The 18,849-nt window shown below is 60.7% G+C and carries 11 protein-coding genes; all 11 read right to left on the bottom strand.

Annotation, left to right across the window (positions count from 1 at the left end; all coding sequences use genetic code 11):
• Positions 1-67: 67 nt before the first annotated feature.
• Positions 68-1,615 (bottom strand): acyl-CoA carboxylase subunit beta, encoded by a 1,548-nt coding sequence (locus tag CHU71_RS01675; protein ID WP_147759968.1) that lies wholly within the window; start codon positions 1,613-1,615, stop codon positions 68-70.
• Positions 1,615-6,366 (bottom strand): type I polyketide synthase, encoded by a 4,752-nt coding sequence (locus CHU71_RS01670; RefSeq protein WP_147759967.1) that lies wholly within the window; start codon positions 6,364-6,366, stop codon positions 1,615-1,617. The genes CHU71_RS01675 and CHU71_RS01670 overlap by 1 nt, the downstream gene beginning before the upstream one ends.
• A gap of 212 nt (positions 6,367-6,578) precedes the next feature.
• Positions 6,579-8,429, bottom strand: a complete 1,851-nt coding sequence (locus CHU71_RS01665) for a FadD32-like long-chain-fatty-acid--AMP ligase (protein WP_100619092.1) — start codon at positions 8,427-8,429, stop codon at positions 6,579-6,581.
• A gap of 86 nt (positions 8,430-8,515) precedes the next feature.
• The gene (locus CHU71_RS01660) at positions 8,516-9,445 is read right to left on the bottom strand and encodes a cutinase family protein (protein WP_147759966.1); all 930 of its coding nucleotides are present in this window, start codon (positions 9,443-9,445) and stop codon (positions 8,516-8,518) included.
• Positions 9,446-9,460: 15 nt separating this feature from the next.
• Entirely contained in the window at positions 9,461-9,970 is a 510-nt protein-coding gene (locus CHU71_RS01655; protein ID WP_147759965.1) for a DUF732 domain-containing protein, read from the bottom strand.
• A 2-nt stretch (positions 9,971-9,972) separates the two neighbouring features.
• Positions 9,973-11,940, bottom strand: coding sequence for an alpha/beta hydrolase-fold protein (locus CHU71_RS01650; protein ID WP_147759964.1), 1,968 nt, complete (start codon positions 11,938-11,940; stop codon positions 9,973-9,975).
• A gap of 242 nt (positions 11,941-12,182) precedes the next feature.
• Complete coding sequence (locus CHU71_RS01645) at positions 12,183-13,205, bottom strand: alpha/beta hydrolase family protein (RefSeq protein ID WP_187271989.1); 1,023 nt, start codon at positions 13,203-13,205, stop codon at positions 12,183-12,185.
• Between the two features lie 225 nt (positions 13,206-13,430).
• Positions 13,431-15,179 (bottom strand): flagellar motor control protein ZomB, encoded by a 1,749-nt coding sequence (gene zomB / locus CHU71_RS01640; protein WP_147759963.1) that lies wholly within the window; start codon positions 15,177-15,179, stop codon positions 13,431-13,433.
• 57 nt (positions 15,180-15,236) lie between these two features.
• The gene (locus tag CHU71_RS01635; protein ID WP_147759962.1) at positions 15,237-16,232 is read right to left on the bottom strand and encodes a decaprenyl-phosphate phosphoribosyltransferase; all 996 of its coding nucleotides are present in this window, start codon (positions 16,230-16,232) and stop codon (positions 15,237-15,239) included.
• Positions 16,229-16,756 carry a phosphatase PAP2 family protein gene (locus CHU71_RS01630; RefSeq protein ID WP_147759961.1) on the bottom strand — a complete coding sequence of 176 codons (528 nt, stop codon included), beginning with the start codon at positions 16,754-16,756 and terminating at the stop codon, positions 16,229-16,231. The genes CHU71_RS01635 and CHU71_RS01630 overlap by 4 nt, the downstream gene beginning before the upstream one ends.
• Positions 16,746-18,725 (bottom strand): glycosyltransferase, encoded by a 1,980-nt coding sequence (locus tag CHU71_RS01625; RefSeq protein ID WP_147759960.1) that lies wholly within the window; start codon positions 18,723-18,725, stop codon positions 16,746-16,748. Before CHU71_RS01625 ends, CHU71_RS01630 begins: the two co-directional genes overlap by 11 nt.
• Between the last annotated feature and the right edge of the window lie 124 nt (positions 18,726-18,849).

Below are 18,849 nucleotides of genomic sequence, written 5' to 3'. Positions count from 1 at the left end.
CACTTGCTCAACGACGCCGCTTTAACACCCCGCGCGCCAACAGCCCATAGCTGTTGAACCTAGGGACTTACATCGGGGAGATGGTGTGCTTCTTCGGCAGGTCATGCTGCGTCTTACCAGCTAGCTGACGCAGCGCCTGGCGCAGCGCCAAGCGCGACTGATTCGGCTCCACCATCGCATCCAAGTAGCCACGCTCGGCAGCCACATACGGCGCGGTCATGGTCTCGTCGTAGAAGTCCATGAACATCTTCTTGGTCATCGCACGCTGCTCGGGCGTCTCCGCGGCGTCGAGCTGCTTGCCCGCAATCATCACCACAGCCGCCGCCGAGCCCATCACGGCAATCTGCGCCGTGGGCCACGCCAGGTTGATGTCACCGGTCAGGTTCTTCGAACCCATCACCGCGTACGCACCGCCATAAGCCTTGCGCACAATCAGCGACACCTTCGGCACAGTCGCCTCCACCACAGCAAACGCGAACTTCGCGCCACGGTGAATCAGACCAGCCTTTTCCTGTTCCACGCCCGGCAGGTAGCCCGGCGTATCGACCACGAACACCAGCGGGATGCTGTAAGCATCGCAAATACGGATAAAGCGGGCGCCCTTATCCGCAGCATCGGCGTCAATACAGCCCGCCAAATGCATCGGATTATTCGCCACAAAGCCCACGGCCTTGCCGTCGATACGGCCGAAGGCCGTAATCATGTTGGGGGCGTAGTTCTCTTGGATCTCGATGAGCTCGTCGTCATCGCCAAGCTGCGCCAAAAGCTCCAACATGTCGTAACCCGCGTTGGTGTCGTCCGGCATGAACTCGTTGAGCTCGGTGTCCTCGACCACCTCGGCGTCGGAAGGCGCATCGAACTCCGGTGCCGGGTCAAAGCAGGTCAAAGGCAGGTGATCCAGCAGGTCCCGCACGAGATCGAACGCGTCCTCCTCCGACGGAACCACCGCGCTCACGTTACCGTTGAGCTCCTGCTGGCGCGCCGAACCAAGGTCGTGGGACGTGATTTCCTCGCCCGTCACCTCTTTGATGACGTTCGGGCCAGTCACGTACATCTCTGCCTCGCCGTCGACAGCGATGACGAAGTCAGTTGTCACCGGCGCATACACCGCGCCACCTGCAGACTTACCCATCATGATGGAAATCTGCGGGCTGCGACCACTAAGCGGCAGCTGGCGGCGGGCAATCTCTGAATACATCGCCAGGGAGGTCACGGCGTCTTGAATACGGGCGCCGCCGGAATCCTGGATACCGATTACCGGGCAGCCAATCTTGATGGCCATGTCCATGATCTCGGTGACCTTCTTGCCGAAGATAACGCCCACCGAACCGCCATAGACCGTCTTGTCATGCGCGTAAATGCACACGGGGCGGCCATTGACGCGGCCGTAACCGGTCACAACGCCATCAGAGTAAATCGCGTCTGGGTCACCCGGGGTCTTGGCCAGCAAGCCAGTCTCCACGAAGGAACCCTCGTCCAGCAGCGCGTTGATGCGCTGGCGCGGGGTTGAGCGGCCAGCGTCGTCGCGGCGCTTGCGGGAGCGCTCGCTGCCTGGGTCCTGCGCGCGCTCAAGGCGCTGGCGCAGGTCGTCCAGTTTATGAGCGGTGGTAGTCACTACCGAATCTTCTCCTCGATCCAATCGTTCATGTGCTTGCCCACGATACCGATGGCCGGCTCATCAGGGACCGCAAGATGATCACCCTGCAGTTGCACAATTTCCAGATCTTTAACGATAACTCCCCAGCCGCCATCGGGATCAATCTCCGCATAACGCGGCTCGAGCTCGATGGCGCCATCGTGCATGCGCTCGGAGCGGAACAACAAGACCGGGACGTCGACCTCGGCCCAGCGGCGCATGTCGAGCTTGCCCAGAATCTGATTGTCCACGAAGGAAGCACGCTGGTGCTCCAGCACGCCCGCTGCCAGTCCGTGCTCGGAGGCGTCGGTGGTGGAGAGGAACTCGGCGAGCATCGTCATCAGGGCATCCTCGCCCATGGTCTCGAGCATCTCGTAAGGCGGCTCGAAGTCCAGGCCGTAGGTCTTCTTCGCAAACGCTGCGTAGCGACCCCAGCGGGCTTTGGTCTCTTCGAGGGTGTCTGGTGCTGGGTCGGAAGGCTGGGTGGTATCCAGAAGCGCAATGAACGCCACGTCCACGCTCTCCTCGCCGCGGGCCTTGCGCTGGGCGAGCTGATAAGCCACCTCATACGCCAGGGCGCCACCGAAGGACCAGCCGCCGAGCACGATCTTACGGCCACGCGCATGCTTGACGACGTCCTCGATATAAGCCTCCGCACGTTCCTCCAGGGAGCCCTCGAGCCTCTCGACGCCGTATACCGCCACGTCTTCCGGCAGGCGGCGGGTCAGCGGCTGGTAGACCACGGTGGTGCCGCCGGCTGGGTGGAACATGAACACGGCGGGGCCGTCGGCTTCGCGCAGCACGCGGATGTTGCCCTCGACCTCGGTTTCGAGGCCCTCGCGGACGAGGTCGGCAAGTGGTTCGAGAGTATCGAACTCGAGGACCTGCTGGGCGCTGACCTCAATCCCGGCGCGCTCGGTGAGACGCTCAGCAATGCCTTTGGCCGTCGCCTCGTCGATCTCCGGCAGCGGCGACGTCACGCCCGCTGCGGCCTTGCCGGTGAAGGTGGCCCAGGTGCCGAAGACCATGCGCTCCGAGGCATCACGAGGGGCGACGCCCACGCCTTCAGCCTCGTCGCCTGCAGAATCCGCAGACTCTGCGGCAGCTGGCACGTCAGCCGCTGCGTCGACAGAAGGCTCCGGCAGCTCGGTAGAGCCGCCAGCGACGGCCTCCTCGACCATGGTAATGACGTCGGCGAGGGAGGCGTCGCGAAGCGCCTGCACCTGCATCGGCGGAATCTGGAAGTCATTCTCCACGCGGTTCTTGATGCGCATACCCATCAGGGAATCCAACCCCAAGTCGATGAGCGGCAGCTCGCGCGGCAGGTCAGAGACGTCGTAGCCCATGGACTCCGAGACGATGAGCGAGAGGCGCTGCTCCACGGTCTCCGTCGCTGGGTCCCAGCGCACGGCCGCGATGTCGTTGGCCTCAGTGAACGCAGCCGGAGCCTCAACCGGCACCGGAATCTCTGCCACGCCCGGAATACCGGAATCGCCCAAGCTCAGCGCCGATGCAAACCCCTCCGCGATAAGCTGCGCCGACGGACCATTCACGAAGTACACCGCAATGGACAGTCCACCCAGCGATTTCGTAACCACCGTGGACACCTCGCCCTGCGGCGGCAGGTCCCCGTGCTCCTCCGAAGCCACAATCTGCGCACCCGGGCTCACTGCCTCCGCAGCGGCCTCCAAGATGGCCAGAGCAGACGGCGCTTGGTCAGCATTCGTGGAGAACGCCACCTTGCCCTCCGGCAGATTCACGCGTGCGCCCGGCAGGCCAGAAATACCCGAAGACGGACGAGCGTTGGTCCAGAAGCGCTGGCGCTTGAACTGGGTGTGAGGGGCGTCGACAAGCGCGCCCGAACCAAAGACCGCAGCGTAATCAACCGGCGCACCTGCCACGTACAGCTTGGCCAACAGATCCAGCAAAGACTCCGTGGGGTCGACCTTGCGCTTCAAGCTAAACAGCAACTGCGCATCGGACTTGCCCACCGCAAAAGCCGTGGACATCAGGCCCATTAGCGCAATCGGGTTCGGGGAGATCTCCACAATCTGCGTGTGACCGGAGGCAAACGCCGCTTCCGTGGCGTCCTGCAGCAGCACCGGCTGGCGAGTCATGCGGATCCAGTAATCCTCATTATGGACCACCGCACCCGGGCGGTAGATCTCGCCGCGATCAACGGAGCTGTAGAGCGTCGTGTGCAGCGGGCGCGGCTCGATGCCAGCGATATCTGCATAGAGCTCACCCAGGATCGGCTCCACAGCCGAGGTATGTCCTGCGCCCTTCACGTTGAGTGCACGAGCGAACTTGCCCTCTGCGTCGAGCTTTTCCACCAGCGCGAGGACCTCAGGGCGCGGGCCGCCCACTGTGGTCATGCCGGGGCCGGTATAGACGGCGGGCTCGATGTTGCCGTCGAGTGCCTCGATCTCCTCGGCGGTCAGCTCCACTACGGCCATCGCGCCCTGCTGCTCCTCGGTCAGGGAGGATTCGCCCTCGCCCATCAGGCGGGAACGGTGTGCGGCGATGAGCATGGCGTCTTCAGCCGACAGACCACCCGAAGCGTAAGCTGCACCGATTTCGCCCATCGACATGCCGATAACTCCCGCCGGGCGCACGCCGAAGGAAGCCAGTAGGTCCGTCAGCGCAATCTGGATGGCGGTAATCGCGACCTGGGCGGTCTCAGTGTCGTAGGTCTGAGCGTCGTCAGCAACGATGTCCAGGATGGACCAGCCAGACTCGAACTGCACGATGCGATCGAGTTCCTTTAGGCGATCCTTGAACGCAGGAGAAATCTCCAGCACGTCCTTGATCATCTTGCGGTGCTGCGAGCCAAAGCCGGAGTACATGAACACAGGGCCCGGCACGGACGGCGAGTCCGCGGAGGCGATGCCCATGGAGACCTTGCCCTCGGCTACTTGGCGCAAGCGCTTGACGACGTCCTCCTCGTTCGTCCCCGTCACCACCGCACGGGAGCGTCCGTGGTTGCGGCGCGCAAGTGTACGCGCAAGGGAGAGGAGGTCAGGGTGTTCCTGCTCGATGAAGTCGGCGAGCTGGCCAGCCGCGGCGGCGCGGCGGGAAGGCAGCAGGCCGGAAATCGGTAGGGAGACTGGGGCATCGTCGCCCACGCTTACCTGTGGGGCGGTCTCTGCTGGCAGGCCGCGGTAATCGGTCATGACCACGTGCGCATTGGTGCCACCGAAGCCGAAGCCGGAGATGCCCGCGACCTTCTGGCCGGAGTATTCAGGCCACTCGCGTGGGTCCTCGACGACCTCAAGGTGCTCGTTGTCGAAGTCGATGTAGCGGTTCGGCGCGGAGAAGTTAATGCTCGGCGGGATGACGCCGTGGCGCATAGCCTCGATGACCTTGATCATGCCCACGACGCCCGCTGCGGACTCGGAGTGGCCGATATTGGACTTTGCGGAGCCCAGCAGCATCGGGGCAGCCATGGTGCGGCCAGAACCCAGCACGCGGCCAAGGGCAGTGGCCTCGATTGGGTCGCCGAGGATGGTGCCGGTGCCGTGGGCTTCGACGTAATCGACGAGCTGCGGGTCAACGCCTGCGTCGGCGTAGGCGCGCTCGAGGACGTCGACCTGCGCGTCTGGGTTCGGGGCGGTCAGGCCGTTGGAGTGGCCGTCAGAGTTGACCGCGGTGCCTTTGATGACGGCGAGAATGTTGTCGCCGTCGCGTTCGGCGTCGGCAAGGCGCTTGAGCACGAGGACGCCCGCTGCATCAGAACGCACGATGCCGTCAGCGTCGTCCGAGAAAGCGTGGATAGCACTGGTCGGTGAGATAACCCCCAGCTCGCTAAAGCCGGTCGAGGCGTGCGGTGCAGCCAAGATGTTGACGCCGCCGGCGAGGGCGACGTCGGAAGCGCCGGTGCGCAGGTCGTTGACGGCCTGGCTCACGGCCACCAGCGAGGAGGAGCACGCGGTATCGACGTTGATGGACGGGCCGCGCAGGTCCAGGGCATAAGAAATACGGTTGGCCACCACCGCGGAAGAGGTGCCGGTCATGGCGTACGGGTGCGCCTCTGCTGGGTCAGCGACGATGAGCATGCCGTAGTCGTTGTTGGTGGAGCCCATGTAGACGCCAGTGGAGGTGCCGCGCAGCTGGTTGGCAGGCAGGCCTGCGTCCTCGAGTGCTTCCCATGCCAGCTCGAGGAGGATGCGCTGCTGCGGGTCCATGTTGGCAGCCTCTAGCGGAGACAAACCGAAAAACTCAGCATCAAAGCCCGCGATGTCTTCGATGTAGCCGCCGTCGGTGTTTTGGTTAGCGATCTTCTCCGCCACCACCGGCTCCGAGGCATACTCTGACCAGCGGCCCATCGGCAGCGGGCCGGTTCCCGAACGGCCCTCCACCAGCATGTTCCAAAACTCTTTAATATTCTCGGCGCCCGGAAAGCGTCCAGCCTCACCGATGACTGCGATGTCGCCACCGATGATGCCGGTGCTGCGGGGAGTGGCGGAGCTGGAGGCGTCGCTAAGCGAAGCTGCCCCACCACCGTTGACTAGACGATCCGCCAGCAATGCAATGGTGGGGTACTCGTAAGCGACAGTAGGCTCGAGCTTCATACCCAGCAAGTTTTCCAGTTCACCGGAAAGTACAACTGCATCGCGGGAGGACAGGCCGAAGTTTTCTAAAGGCTTGGTATCCGTGATCTCGTCTGTGGACAAGCCGGTCGTTTGCGCGACCCAGTTGCGCAGCCAGCCCCTTAGTTCTTCAACAGTCATCTAATTTAGCTTTCTTTAATTGGGAAGTTTTTGCGCAGCACAAATCGGCGCATGCAATATATATCGGTTCATTGTCTCATTTTGTTAACTTCCGTCACGTTTACAACTCACCTGCGCTAGGCAGCTGCCCAAGAGACACAAAGTCCCCCTTCTCCCACCGAGCTTGCGCACGCGGGAACAAGGGGGACTTGAAAAAGTTAGACTTCAAGAAGTTAGACTTCGAAGTGCTTTTTCGCCACTCGGCGAGCAATCTTGCCCGAGGAGGTGCGGTTGATTTCGTTCGCACCGAACCAACGGATGATATCCGGAGTCAGACCATGGTGCTTCGAGACGGCGGTACGGACAACTTCAGTTGCAGCTTCGTCACCAGACGGGTCGGCGTTGTCAGCGCGCTCGATGAGCAGCACCAGCTGCTCGGTGTTGTCGCCCTCCACGGAGAAGGCAGCCACAGAGTCAGGGCGCACGTGCTCGGACGCCTCTTGGACGGTGCCCTCGATATCCTGTGGATAGTGGTTGCGACCTGCCACCACAATGAGGTCCTTGAGACGGCCGGTGATGTAGAGCTGGCCATCCACGATGGTAGCGAGGTCTCCCGTGGCCATCCAATTGTTGTCATCCGGGGCCCCTTCCACGCGGGAGCCCTCGGCGAGGCGCTCACCCAAAGTGTTGTGGAAAGTGGAGGCGGTCTCATCCTCGCGACCCAAGTAGCCCGCAGCCATGTTTTCGCCATGCAGCCAGATCTCGCCGATCTGGGCGTCGCCAAGCTCTGCCCGTGTCTCCGGGTCCACGATGGTCAGGAACTGGACCGGAACCGTCTGACCATTCGACGCGAAAGCTACAGTGTCCGCAGACTTTTCTGAAATGACCGCCTTGCCAGCAGCTAATTGCTCGCGATCGAAGTGAGAAATCAACGGGCGCTCGCCCACCTGCGGGGTAGACACCATGAGCGACGCCTCTGCCAAGCCATAGGACGGACGCAACACCTCGCGCTTAAGATTGAGAGTGCTAAATACCTCCAAGAAGCTCTCCACCGCGGTTTCGGTAACTGGCTCGGAACCGATGATGATTCCATCGACATTGGAGAAATCAAGTTCCTCGCCCGCCTCCGGCGCACCGTAGCGAGCCGCGAGCTCGAGCGCGAAGTTCGGCACCACCGAGTAAGTGGCGGCGAAGTTCTCATCCATCGGCTGTCGGCTGATCTGGCGTACCCAGCGCTTCGGCTGCTGCACGAAGTCACGCGGAGTCATAATCTCGAAGTTGAGTCCCATGATAGTGACAAAGGAAGCCAGGATAATGCCCATGTCGTGGTGCATCGGCAGCCAAGAAACAATTCGCGATGGGTGCTTGAGCTGCACTGCGGCAAAAATCTGCAGAACATTGGTCATGATGGAGCGATTCGTCAGCAACACGCCCGCCGGAGTTCGCGTGGAACCAGAAGTGTATTGCAGGAACGCCGGCTGATCGATAGGTGCGCCCTGCAGGTTCGCAGCAGCGGCCTGGCCAGCCTCCGTCTCCAACGGATTCACCCACGACGCCGCCAAAGAGTCCGGCAGCGAATCAATAGAGATAACGCGCGGGCGCTCCGCAGAGGGACGGTCGGCAAAGTACTTGCGCACGGCCGCAGCAGAGACGTTGTTCGTCAACACGATGGATGGATTCGAATCACCGAATACGGCTCGCAGATGATCAGTATGACCTGGCTCGTTCGGGTCATACAAAGGCAGCGGAGTCATACCCGCATACATCGCCCCCATGAAGCCGAAGATGTACTCCGGGGAATTGCCGGCGAGAATTGCCACGCGGTCCCCCATCGCGCCGACTTGTTGCAAGCGCGCAGCCACGACCTTGATGCGAGTGTTGACCTGGGAACGCGTGAAGTCGCGTGGAACGCCGTTTGGATCTTCGGAGTAAACCCACTGGCGTAGGACCGGGCGGTCCGGAACCCCAGCCTGCTTTTCCATTCCATAGACATGCTCACTGAGTCCTGCCAAGGTCAGGTGTGGCGGAAGAGCTATTTGCCCCTTCTCGTCAAAGAACTGGCCAATCAACGCATTGAGGTCCATCTAATCTCCTTTTGGGTTTAGATTGTTTACTTTTGACATTAAAAATATCAGAGCCGGGGTCTCATACGTTACATCACGCGGATTTTTTAGGTGTGGTCGATAATATCCCGCGCCCAATCGGTAACCCATTGGTTCGCCGTGGTGCCCGGAATCACGTTCGGATTCGTGGCATACATCGCGTGCACGCCGTTTGCTTCAATGAGGCCGCGGGCGCGCTCGAGTCCGTTCGGGCCGTCGAGTGGCGCATCGCAAATAGAGTCATCCGGCGCACAAATCTGGAACGTGCGGTCCGCCAAAGAACCGAAACCATTTGCACGCGGACCGCGCATGGTAGCACCCGGAACGATGCCCTGAATCAGAAAATTGAGCGGCTCCAGAGCAATTTCTGCGCCCACGCCCGCCACGTTCACGCCGGGGTTCTGACCCACGCCGTCCTGCCGGCGACCATCAGCCACCAGAGCAACGCCGGAGACAGCATCCGCCGGAATCGGACCGTTATCGCCACCGATACGGTCAGCGACGTCGCCAGCAATCACCGCTCCCTGTGAGAAGCCCGCAATGATGAACTTGGTAGCCGGGCATGTTTCATGCATCGTGATGAGCTCGCCCTCCATGCGGGAGGTTCCCTCATCACGGGATTCGTCGTAGCTCATCTCCTGCTGGGCGTTGATGTTCTTGAACTGCGCCGTGTACGGCAGCGTCCAGACCTTTACGTCCTCCGGCACATAAGCCTCCTTCAGCGGGTTACTGATGGAGAGCATGAAAGAATTGGGGTTTGCGGTCGGGTTGATGGGATCATCATCGGCCTTGGATTCCCACGTGCCAGGAGCAGAGATAACTTCTACGCGCGGGCACCAGTCGGGTTGTGCGGGGGCCTCGACTCCCCCGGACTCTGGTGCCGGCTCACCCAGGTTGTTCTTCTCCTGTGCCTGATTGGCGTTAAAGAAATGAACCGCGCCGGCGCCGATGACAGCAAGTACGACGAGTACGGCAACAACCGTAAGTGTTTTACGCATAAAAACTTCTCTATCTTAGTTAGCGCACAGGGTGCCGCGCGCCTGGTCCGTCAGGACAGCGGTGAGCTCTTCGTGCGACAGTGCGGCACGGCCCTGCTCGATGAGCTGACCTGCCACTGCGGGAATGGTCACGGCATCGCCTTCGCGGCATGCCGCTTGGCCGGCGCCGATGATCTGATCTTCGGCACCATTCGTGTCTACTCCTGCTTTCTGGACAGCGGCTATGAATTCCTGCTCAGGACCCTGGCTTTGTTCCGGGGTGGGGATGGCAGAGATTTCACGCGCGCCACTATCTTCCGGGGCGTCAGAAGCCGGCTCGCGGGACGCAGATGCGCTTGACGACGCCGTGTTCGAAGACGCCGAGCTCGACGCGCCGTCGGAAGTTGCGGTTGCGGAACGCTCGAGCGGGGCTACCTTGGTGTCCGTTGGATCGTCCGTGCTTTCGACCGTGGCGGAACCGCAGGCGCCCAGCGTAAGCGCGGCAGCCATCAAGGCTGCACACGCCGCGGGAACCTTGATGCGCATGGTTACCTCTTTTCCGCTTGAACGTTGCCCATGATTTGCCGGATTACACCGTGCTGGAAGTCCTGGGAAAGGCCGCCCGCTGCGATTTCGGTGTAATCGGAGGTTGGCCAGCCAAACTCGCCCTGTTCGAAGCCGCGCTTACCCCACTCGTCCATGATGTCTCCGTAGAGGATGTAGTGCGCGCCGCTGTTTGCGGACCAGTAGATGTTGCCGTGCTCGAATTCCTGGAAGAAGCCGCCCTTGACTGGCTTTTCGCCGCCCTTCGGGAAGCCTAGCTTGGAGGCAGGGCCACCCAGCTCCTTGTACTTGGCGCCGATTGCACCGTGGACCACGGAGTTGGACTCGTCCGGGTTACGGGTCAGGACGCCATTCTGGAATTCCTGAGCGTAGCCTTCGCCGACCTTGACCACTGCAGCGGTCGGGTACTTGAGGTCGCCGTTTTCGTAGCCGTTTTCGCCCCATGCCTTCACCATGTCGGCAGGAATTGCCCAGGCGCCGGTCTCGGCGGTCCAGTAGATGGAGCCGTGCTGGAAGTGAACGAAGCGTCCCTTGCCGTCTGGGGTCTTCTCTTCGCCGGTGGTTGGGAAGCCCAGCCAAGAGGTCGGGCCGCCGATCTCGGAGTAGCGGGCGCCGATGCGGCCAAAGATGGCGTGAGCGCCGGTTTCTGGGTGCCAGTAGGCAGTGCCAACCTGGAAGTCCTCAGCTTTGCCGCCTGCGACGTCGTATTCGTTGTTAAGGCATTTGCCGAGGATTCCGGACTCGGTCACCTTTGCGATGTCGCCGATCGGGGTGCAGTCTGCACCGCGGTCTTCCTTCGGGATGCCGAGGGCGTCAGCGATGGTCGGCCAAGCCTCGTTCATCTCGAACTGCCAGTATTCCCAGCTGTGGACGCCGGATGGGCGGAAGCGTGTCACGACCGGCACCCCTGCACGCTTGGCGTAATCCACGAAGGTCTGGGTGGACATACGGGAAATGACCTCGAGGCCGACGCCTGCAGCGCTAGCCGGGCCCTTGGCCACGGAGGAGAGGTTGCCGTAGTCGTCTTTGCCGGAGCCGGAGGAAACGTAGACCTTCATGTCCTTGAGGGCTTCGATACCCAGCTTCGGGTCGTGGTCGATCCAGTCCTGCGAGTAGTGCGGGCCCCACATGTTGGTGGAGTTAAATCCGCCTGCATCCATCTGCGCGGCAGCAATTGCTTCTGGCATGCCCCGGGTGGTGGTGTCCAGGTAGCCGGAGAAGGAACCGACGAACTGGAACAGGTGCGGGTTGCGCTCCGCCAAGTTGACGGCTGCCGTACCGCCCATGGAGATACCCGTGATGGCGCGCTTCTGGTTGGAGCGGTATGCCTTGTCCAGGATTGGCACGAGTTCCTTGGTCAGGAAAGATTCCCACTTGTAGTTACGGCCATTGTCTGGCTGCTGCCAGTCGGAGTAGAAGGAGGACTCGCCACCGACGGGCATGATGACGTTGACATTGCGGTCAGCGTACTGGCTCAGGATGTTGGTCTCGATGGTCCAGCCGGACTCATCGTCGCGCGCACGCAGGCCGTCGAGTGCCCAGACCTCCGGGAACTTCTTCTCCGGGTTGGAGTACCAGTCGCGGGCGAGCTGGATCTGAACAATCTGCTCCTTATCCGGCATAGCTGCGGATTTGATGTAGACCTTGAGGTGGCGATTGGAGAGGTACTCCACGCGGGAGACAGCAACGCCCTCCGGCAGACCCTCGATGGTCGGGTACTCGGTGTTGAGCGGGGTACGCTGCGGCGGGTTGCTCGGTGCGAAGGAGTCGGAAAGACCGGAGCTTCCCAAGTTCTGGGTCAAGTCTCCGAGAGAAGACTGAGCGGTTGCGTTCGGCAGGAGAGCGAGGCCAACTGCTACAGCGGTCGGCAGAGCTGCGATGGCCAGACCCTTGCGAGCCTTGGTCGGGGAACCTGGAGAGCGCAGGTTAGGGGCAGACGCATTTTTACGCATGGATGAGTCCTTGTAGGTATGTCGAGGGAGCGCCCTAGTAATACGGTTTCCGAAGGTTCCCCTCCTCCGGACGACGCTACTAGGCCACGAAGTGCTGTCTATTGTGCACTCAAGTTTAAGTTGAACTTGAGACTTTTGAAAGAGGAACACGCCCAAAACCACAAAACCGGCCGTAGGAATTCCTACGGCCGGTTTGTTTAGAGCTTCTCTAGACACTCTCCTTGGCGTCTACCAAGCGGCGTCTACCAAGCGTTCATTACGTTGAGAACCTGTGGCTTGGACTGCTCCAGCTGGTAGCCAAACTGTGCCCAGTTGTGCAGACCCTGCATCGGGTAGTTGGTGGTCACGCGCAGACCAGTTGCACGAGCCTTAGCCTCCCAGATGCGGGTGGTTGCACGTGAGAACATCTCCAGGACCGCGCCAGAAAGCTGGTGCTGCGGGAGATAACCAGCGTCACCGGCACCCGGAATGCCCGTTGCAGCAGAGATGTACACGTCAGTATTGCGCAGACGATCGGTCTGGTAGAAAGGATCGTTTTCGAAACGGCGCGGGCTAATCAAAGAACCGTACATTGCGTTGATGTTGAATCCGCCGGCATCGAGAAGCGCGAGGCGCATGAACGTCTGCGCACCTGGCAAGGTGGTAGCCAGGTAGCCGGAGAAGGACAGAACCTGGCGGAACTGATCCGGGTGCTTGGCGGCCAAGGTGATGGCTGCGGTACCACCCATGGACAGACCAGCAATAGAGTTGTTGTTGCGGGCAACGCCGAAGTTACGCTCCAAGTAGCCCGGCAGCTCAGAGGTCAGGAAGGTTTCCCACTGGTAGTTGGTCGGCGTAACCAAGTCATAGGTAGCCGGGCCGTTCCAGTCAGCGTAGAAAGAACCTGCGCCACCAACCGGCATAACCAGGGTAATGTTGTGAGGCTCGTAGGTACGGGCAGCATTCACATCGTTAACCCAAGCATTGGTACTGTCGGTAGCACGCAAACCGTCAAGCAGGTACAGGCCAGCGTTGCCACCGTTTTTCGCAGGCTGGATCTGGACTGGAATGTTGCGGCCCATTGCTGGCGACCAAACGTCACAACGCTGAACCCACCAACCCACGCCGTCCCATTCGCAAGAACCGGTGGCATCGGCACGCAGCCAGTCACGGTTTGCTGCCGCGGCTTCTTGGGTGCCTGTAGCTACGACGAGGCCAAGCGCGACCGCAACGGTCATTACCACTGTGAGTATACGCGCTTTGAGACCCGAACTCAGTGCAGTCATGTCTCTCCTTTTGTACTTCTCAACTTCGAGATCAAGAAAAATTTTTAGTGCTATTCACACTTATCGTCGCCACATGCCTGAACGTTAACGTCACGGAAATATAACGAGGAATCTTTAGCAGCTTAACCCACTCAGCCCGATTTCTCCCACCTTGTACCCCCCGCGCACTACGGTGGCCGATCCGTCTATAGGTGGCGACACGCCGAAGTGTGGGAAAACTCTCCGCTATTTCACAAGGTAATCGTCAGGATCCGCCGAAAAAGTCAGAGTCCGCCCATCCGTCAATGCAAACTTGATGTTTTCAAAGAAACGGTGCGCATCAAGCGGGTCTTTATAGGTTGCAAAGAGCTTTTGGAAATCTGACGTTTGCAACGCCTGACGAGCCTTAGCAGTTTCCTTCTTGTCATACCACTGTGGCAGCGAATCGATATCCACCCCCGTCAAAGCAGCCTGCCAGTACGAAGGCAGGTCCTTGTCATGGCCAATCCGTCCGTTTTCTATGCGTGGCTGGCGGGCGGCGAGGGGCGTCGCCAAGCCAATGTTATCGAGCACGCGCACGTCCAACGGGGCATTCATCGAAGTCATGCCCATGTTGATGAAGTACAAAGTAGGCGGCTCGTCCCGGCCGGGTTCGCGAGCAACGCCTTTCCACGCATACTTGTTCTCCTCGCGTGGAACCGCATATAGAACAGCGAGAGCATCACCTTTTTCAAGATCATCGATGCCCTCTTGGTAGGCCTCCATTTGCCGCATAGGAAGGAAGTCCCTCTCAGAGCGAGGCGGATCGCCTGGTTCCCGCTTGACGGAATAGGTCCAGAAGTCGCGCTCATCGACAATATTGATTTTCCCTTGGTAGGTATTCCAATCCGTGGGGTGCCCGCGCAGGATAATCACCACGGACCAAACTGCGCAAAAGAGTGCCGCACTGATAGACACTGCGGAGCGCAACGGGAGGACAAACACTGGCAGCAACATCGCAAAAAGCGGTAGCAAGAGCATCCGACCATGCATGAAGTCCCCGCCGACGCGCAAGATGTAGACAAAGTGCAAAACCGCTGCGCCCACCAACAAGTATGTAATGCTGGCTTGGGAGCGAAGCCGCGTTGGGCGCAGGCTAGAACGATAGGTCCACAGGGCCCAGCCGCCCAACACGAGGATTGGAATATAGAGGGCATAAGGGAGGACGAAGTCACCAAGGTAGCGGAAACCATGGCTCCATGCAGCTTCCGACGCCGACTTAGCCACCGCAGTGTGGGGAGTCAAAAGGCCGTAGTAGCCCATGCGGAAAATCTGATATGCGCCCGGCAAGGGCAGCGCGGAGGCCACGATTCCTAGCCAGGCTTTCCACCCGCGGTGGGTAGCGAGCAGCAAAAGTCCCACCAGGCCGCCATAAAGCGCAAGCTCAGGTCGAACAAGCCAGGAAATGCCCGCCCACAGCGCTAGCCAGTACGGCATAGAGTCACTAGCGCACTCTTTTGCATTGTCGACGCCGCGGGACCACTTGACCAACATCCACCACAGCACCGCCAGATAGAAGATGGACAAGCCCCATTCGAGACCGGACGTAAAGAAGTCACGCGCGGGCGGTAGCGCTAGATAAACGAGGCCGCCCGCCGGAGCTAGAACGGCGGTGCGGTGGGCCCTGCTCGTAGCCCAAGCGCCGATGAACATCGCGGCGACAGAAAAGAACAAGCCCAAGTAGATGGCGATACCTGACAGATCCGCATCTGTTACCCATCGCACGAGAAGGATGAGGTATTGCCACAGCGCCGAGGTATTGGCTTCTACTCGCTCGCCGGCGTTAAACACTGGGCCATTCCCAGCTTCTAGGTTGCGGACCGTGCGCAGGACGATGAGGCCGTCATCGGAAATCCACCGGCGGGCGAAGCCACCCCAAAACGCAAAAACACCAATAACAAGAGCTGACGCACCGGCGCTATACCGAAGCAGATTCCTGTTATCAGTGTTATTCATGGGGAAAAAGTTTAACATCCCCCTTTAGATTTGACCGTATTCGCGGCGCTCACGGCGTTAAAACATTGGGATAATATAAACCGCCATTGCGATACAAGCCAGCCACAAAAGGGCGAGTACTTGCAAGGCATGATCCTCGAGCGCGATTTCATCAGGTGCGCCGCCATTGCCGCGGTCGACGTCGGCAGCATAGCGCAGCACAGCGATGGTAAACGGAACCATCGAAACCTGGTACCAGACGCCAGCTGGGCCATCGGCGGCGTTGGAAAGCTGGAAGCCCCACAGCGAGTAGGACATAACCAAAGCGGTAGCCGCAAGGGTCCAGACAAAGCGTAGGTAGGTCGGCGTGTAGCCCTCAAGGGACTTGCGGATCTTCGCACCAGTGCGCTCGGCCAAAAGAATCTCCGAGTAACGCTTACCGGAAGCCATGAACAGCGAACCGAATGCCGCCACCAACAGGAACCACTGGGAAAGCACGATGCCCGCTGCCACGCCACCGGCCATTGTGCGCAACATGAAGCCGGAGGAAACCAGCGCGATGTCGATGACCGGCATGTGCTTCCAGCCAAAGCAGTAGCCCAGCTGCAAAGCGATGTACACAGCCATCACGATTGCCAGCTGTGGGCCAGCGGTGGCCAAGAAGGACAAGCCGATGGAACCGACAATGAGCAGTGCTGCCATCGCATACGCCAGGCCCACCGGCAGCACGCCGGCCGCGATGGGACGGAAGCGCTTGGTCGGGTGAGCCCGGTCAGCCTCGACGTCGCGAGCGTCATTGATGAGGTAAATCGAGGACGCGCCCATGCAAAAGACGATGAAGGCAAGGAGGACGTCGAGAAGCACGCGCGAATGGAACAGTGCGTCCGCACCCGCTGCTGCTGGAGCGGCGAGGACGAGGACGTTCTTGACCCACTGCTTTGGGCGCAGCGCCTTGATCATTCCGTCGACGAGGTTCTTCGGTGGCTTACGCTTGCGGCCGGTGTCGATGCCTGAGGTATGCGGTTCAGAGTGGAATACCCGCTGCGAACCGTCTTCGTGGTGTGTCTCGCTCACGCGGTCTTCCTTTCATAGCGAGTGAATGCCTCTGCGGTGGCTGCACCGATCGCAGCTCCAACCGCGGTATCCGTTGGATAATGCACTCCGAGCACCATACGCGAAGCCATCATCACAGGCACACCAAGGAGCGGCAACGGATTGCCGGTTAGGTGTGCGACGCCCACGAGGAACGCGGTTGTCGACGTCGAGTGGGAAGAAGGAAACGACAGCTTGGACGGGGTGCCCACGCCGACGCGAACGTAGGGGTAGTCAGGGCGCTTGCGGCGCACGATGCGCTTGATTACAACGCTGGCCGCATGGGCGGTAAAAGCACTCGCGCCGACGTATGCCCACTGGCGACGCCGCGCTTTGTCCGCGCGATTGACCGCGTACATGAGAGCGGAAGTGCCCATCCAGCCCAGGGCATGCTCACCCAAGTGGCTAAGGCCGCGGGCGGCAGGTACAACACCAGGGACGTCGAAAGCTGCGTTCTGGATGCTTTCCAGAACATGTGATTCAGCTACAGAAAGCTTACTGGGCATCGAATACCTTCTTCCAGGATTCGCGGGAAGTCAGCTCCGGCATCGCAGCGCGATACTGCGCCTTCAGATCGTCGAAGTTCTCCTCGATTTCCTTGAGCAGGCCGCGGGTCTGCTTGACGAGGTCGGTGGCCAGATCGCGGTCGCGTTTGCGGAAGGCCACGCCGGTGCCACCTGCGGTGGAAACTGTTGCGGAGTCCACGCGGGACAGGGTGAACCAGCGCGCCTCGTCGGGGGTGAGGTTGAGCTGCGGCGCCTCGTGGTGCGCGCGGTCTTCCTTGGTGACCAGGTGCTTCGCGGACTTCAGCAGCCATGGCAGCTTCTTGACCTTGCCGAGGCGGCCGCCGATGTTGCGGGTTGGCACGCCCGGCGCGCCGGTCGGAGCCGGCAGTTGGTCGGCGGATTCGATGATGACGGCATCGGAGTAGTTCTTGCGGATTTCCGCGATGCGCGGCAGGGAGGATTCCAGGATGTCGAAGAGGTGATCCGGACCGGCGAGGAAGTCCTTCATAGCTTCCAGCTGGATAGCCATGGTGGAGTACTCCATGCACATCGTGTGCTTGAGGGTGGACTTGAAGATGGACTTCGTAATGCCCTTGACGTCGCCGTCGTGGTACATCGCAGCGACGATGAGACGGTTGCGCAGGTGGAAGTACGCCTGCCAGTCGATGGCGTCGTCCTTGTCCGCCCATGCCATGTGCCAGATTGCGGCACCCGGCCAGGTGACAGTTGGGAAGCCGTTAGCCGCTGCGCGCAGGGAGTACTCGGTGTCGTCCCACTTGATAAACAGCGGCAGCGGCTGGCCGTTGGTCTCAGCTACGACGCGCGGGAAGAGGCACATCCACCAGCCGTTGTATTCGACATCGACGCGGCGATGGAGAGCACGAGAGTCGTACTTGCGTGGGTCGAGGTGCGACTGGGCGTCGCCAATAGCGCGCAATGGGTACTTGGCGAAGTCGTGGTCGTAGACCGCGTGCGGCGCCCCGCCCCACATGAAGTCGTGTTTGTTGACCTGCTCGCCAGTGGTGCGCAGCTGGGAGCGCTCCTGCAGGTTCAGCATCTGGCCACCAACGATGATCGGCTTGGCGGCGTATCGCGCGGCCTGCACTGCGCGCAGGATGGAGTCCGGCTCGATGGCGATGTCATCATCCATGTAGAGGATGAACGGGGAATCGGTGTTCTCCAACGCCTCGTACATGATGCGGGAGTAGCCGCCGGAACCGCCCAGGTTGCCCTGGCGGAACTCGCGGAAGCGCTCACCGAAGTGCTCGACGGCCTGCTCGTAGCCGGGTTCGTCGGCTGGGTGCTGGTTGCCTTGGTCCGGCATGAGGACGTAGTCGATGATGCCGTCGACCACTGGGTCCTCGGCGAGAGCCTGCAGCGCTGCGACGGCGTCGGTTGGGCGGTTGAAGGTAGGAATGCCCACGGCAACGCGCTTTTCCGACGCCGGGATCTCCGTACCGTCCGGCATGATCTGCGGGCCTGGCTCGTGTGGAGCGCACCATGCCGCATTAGAAAGGACGGTTTCCTTCTCTGCGGTGATGTCGAACCACAGCCAGCCGCCGTCTTCGAAATTCTTCAGCGGCAGTTCGAAGTCGTGGTGACCGCTGCCGACCAGATGGTTAGCCACGGAGATGCGCTGACCGTCCTGCTTGGAGCGGTAAATGGAGACGTTGGCTTGGCCTTCGAGTTCGAGGGAGAGCACGATGGACTTCAGCTGGGACCAGCGGCGCCAGTAGGAGGCAGGGAAAGCGTTGAAGTAGGTCTCGAAAGAAGCCTCTTCACCCGCTGGAATCGTCACCGCGGTGCGGTTGGTCCAGCTCAGGCGCTCGCGGTTTTGCTCAGACTCGATGAGATAGAGCATCCGGACGTCAAAAGGCTCGCCGCGCTTGGGCAGCAAGATTCGCTGAACAGGTTCGAAAACGCGGGTTTCGCTGCCAGCGGCGCTGGCGGAGGAATTGTTGGCAGTCACGATTACTTCGATTCTCCAAACGGTTTTATGACAATATTCAGTCAAACAGCCTAGTGGTTTGTGGCCGATAACCTCGCTTCCACACGGATTCATGGCTGCAGTGACGCGCATTTAACACAATCTG

The organism is Corynebacterium sp. LK14 (assembly GCF_008042215.1).
Classification (GTDB): domain Bacteria; phylum Actinomycetota; class Actinomycetes; order Mycobacteriales; family Mycobacteriaceae; genus Corynebacterium; species Corynebacterium striatum.
The sequence above is the reverse complement of the archived record's forward strand: the minus strand, read 5'-3'. Positions and strand labels throughout refer to the sequence as shown.

Excerpts from the sequence above, each read along its gene's own strand:
- CHU71_RS01670 (WP_147759967.1), bottom strand. The coding sequence starts at position 6,366 with ATGACTGTTGAAGAACTAAGGGGCTGGCTGCGCAACTGGGTCGCGCAA.
- CHU71_RS01665 (WP_100619092.1), bottom strand. The coding sequence starts at position 8,429 with ATGGACCTCAATGCGTTGATTGGCCAGTTCTTTGACGAGAAGGGGCAA.
- CHU71_RS01660 (WP_147759966.1), bottom strand. The coding sequence starts at position 9,445 with ATGCGTAAAACACTTACGGTTGTTGCCGTACTCGTCGTACTTGCTGTC.
- CHU71_RS01655 (WP_147759965.1), bottom strand. The coding sequence starts at position 9,970 with ATGCGCATCAAGGTTCCCGCGGCGTGTGCAGCCTTGATGGCTGCCGCG.
- CHU71_RS01650 (WP_147759964.1), bottom strand. The coding sequence starts at position 11,940 with ATGCGTAAAAATGCGTCTGCCCCTAACCTGCGCTCTCCAGGTTCCCCG.
- CHU71_RS01645 (WP_187271989.1), bottom strand. The coding sequence starts at position 13,205 with ATGACTGCACTGAGTTCGGGTCTCAAAGCGCGTATACTCACAGTGGTA.
- zomB (WP_147759963.1), bottom strand. The coding sequence starts at position 15,179 with ATGAATAACACTGATAACAGGAATCTGCTTCGGTATAGCGCCGGTGCG.
- CHU71_RS01630 (WP_147759961.1), bottom strand. The coding sequence starts at position 16,756 with ATGCCCAGTAAGCTTTCTGTAGCTGAATCACATGTTCTGGAAAGCATC.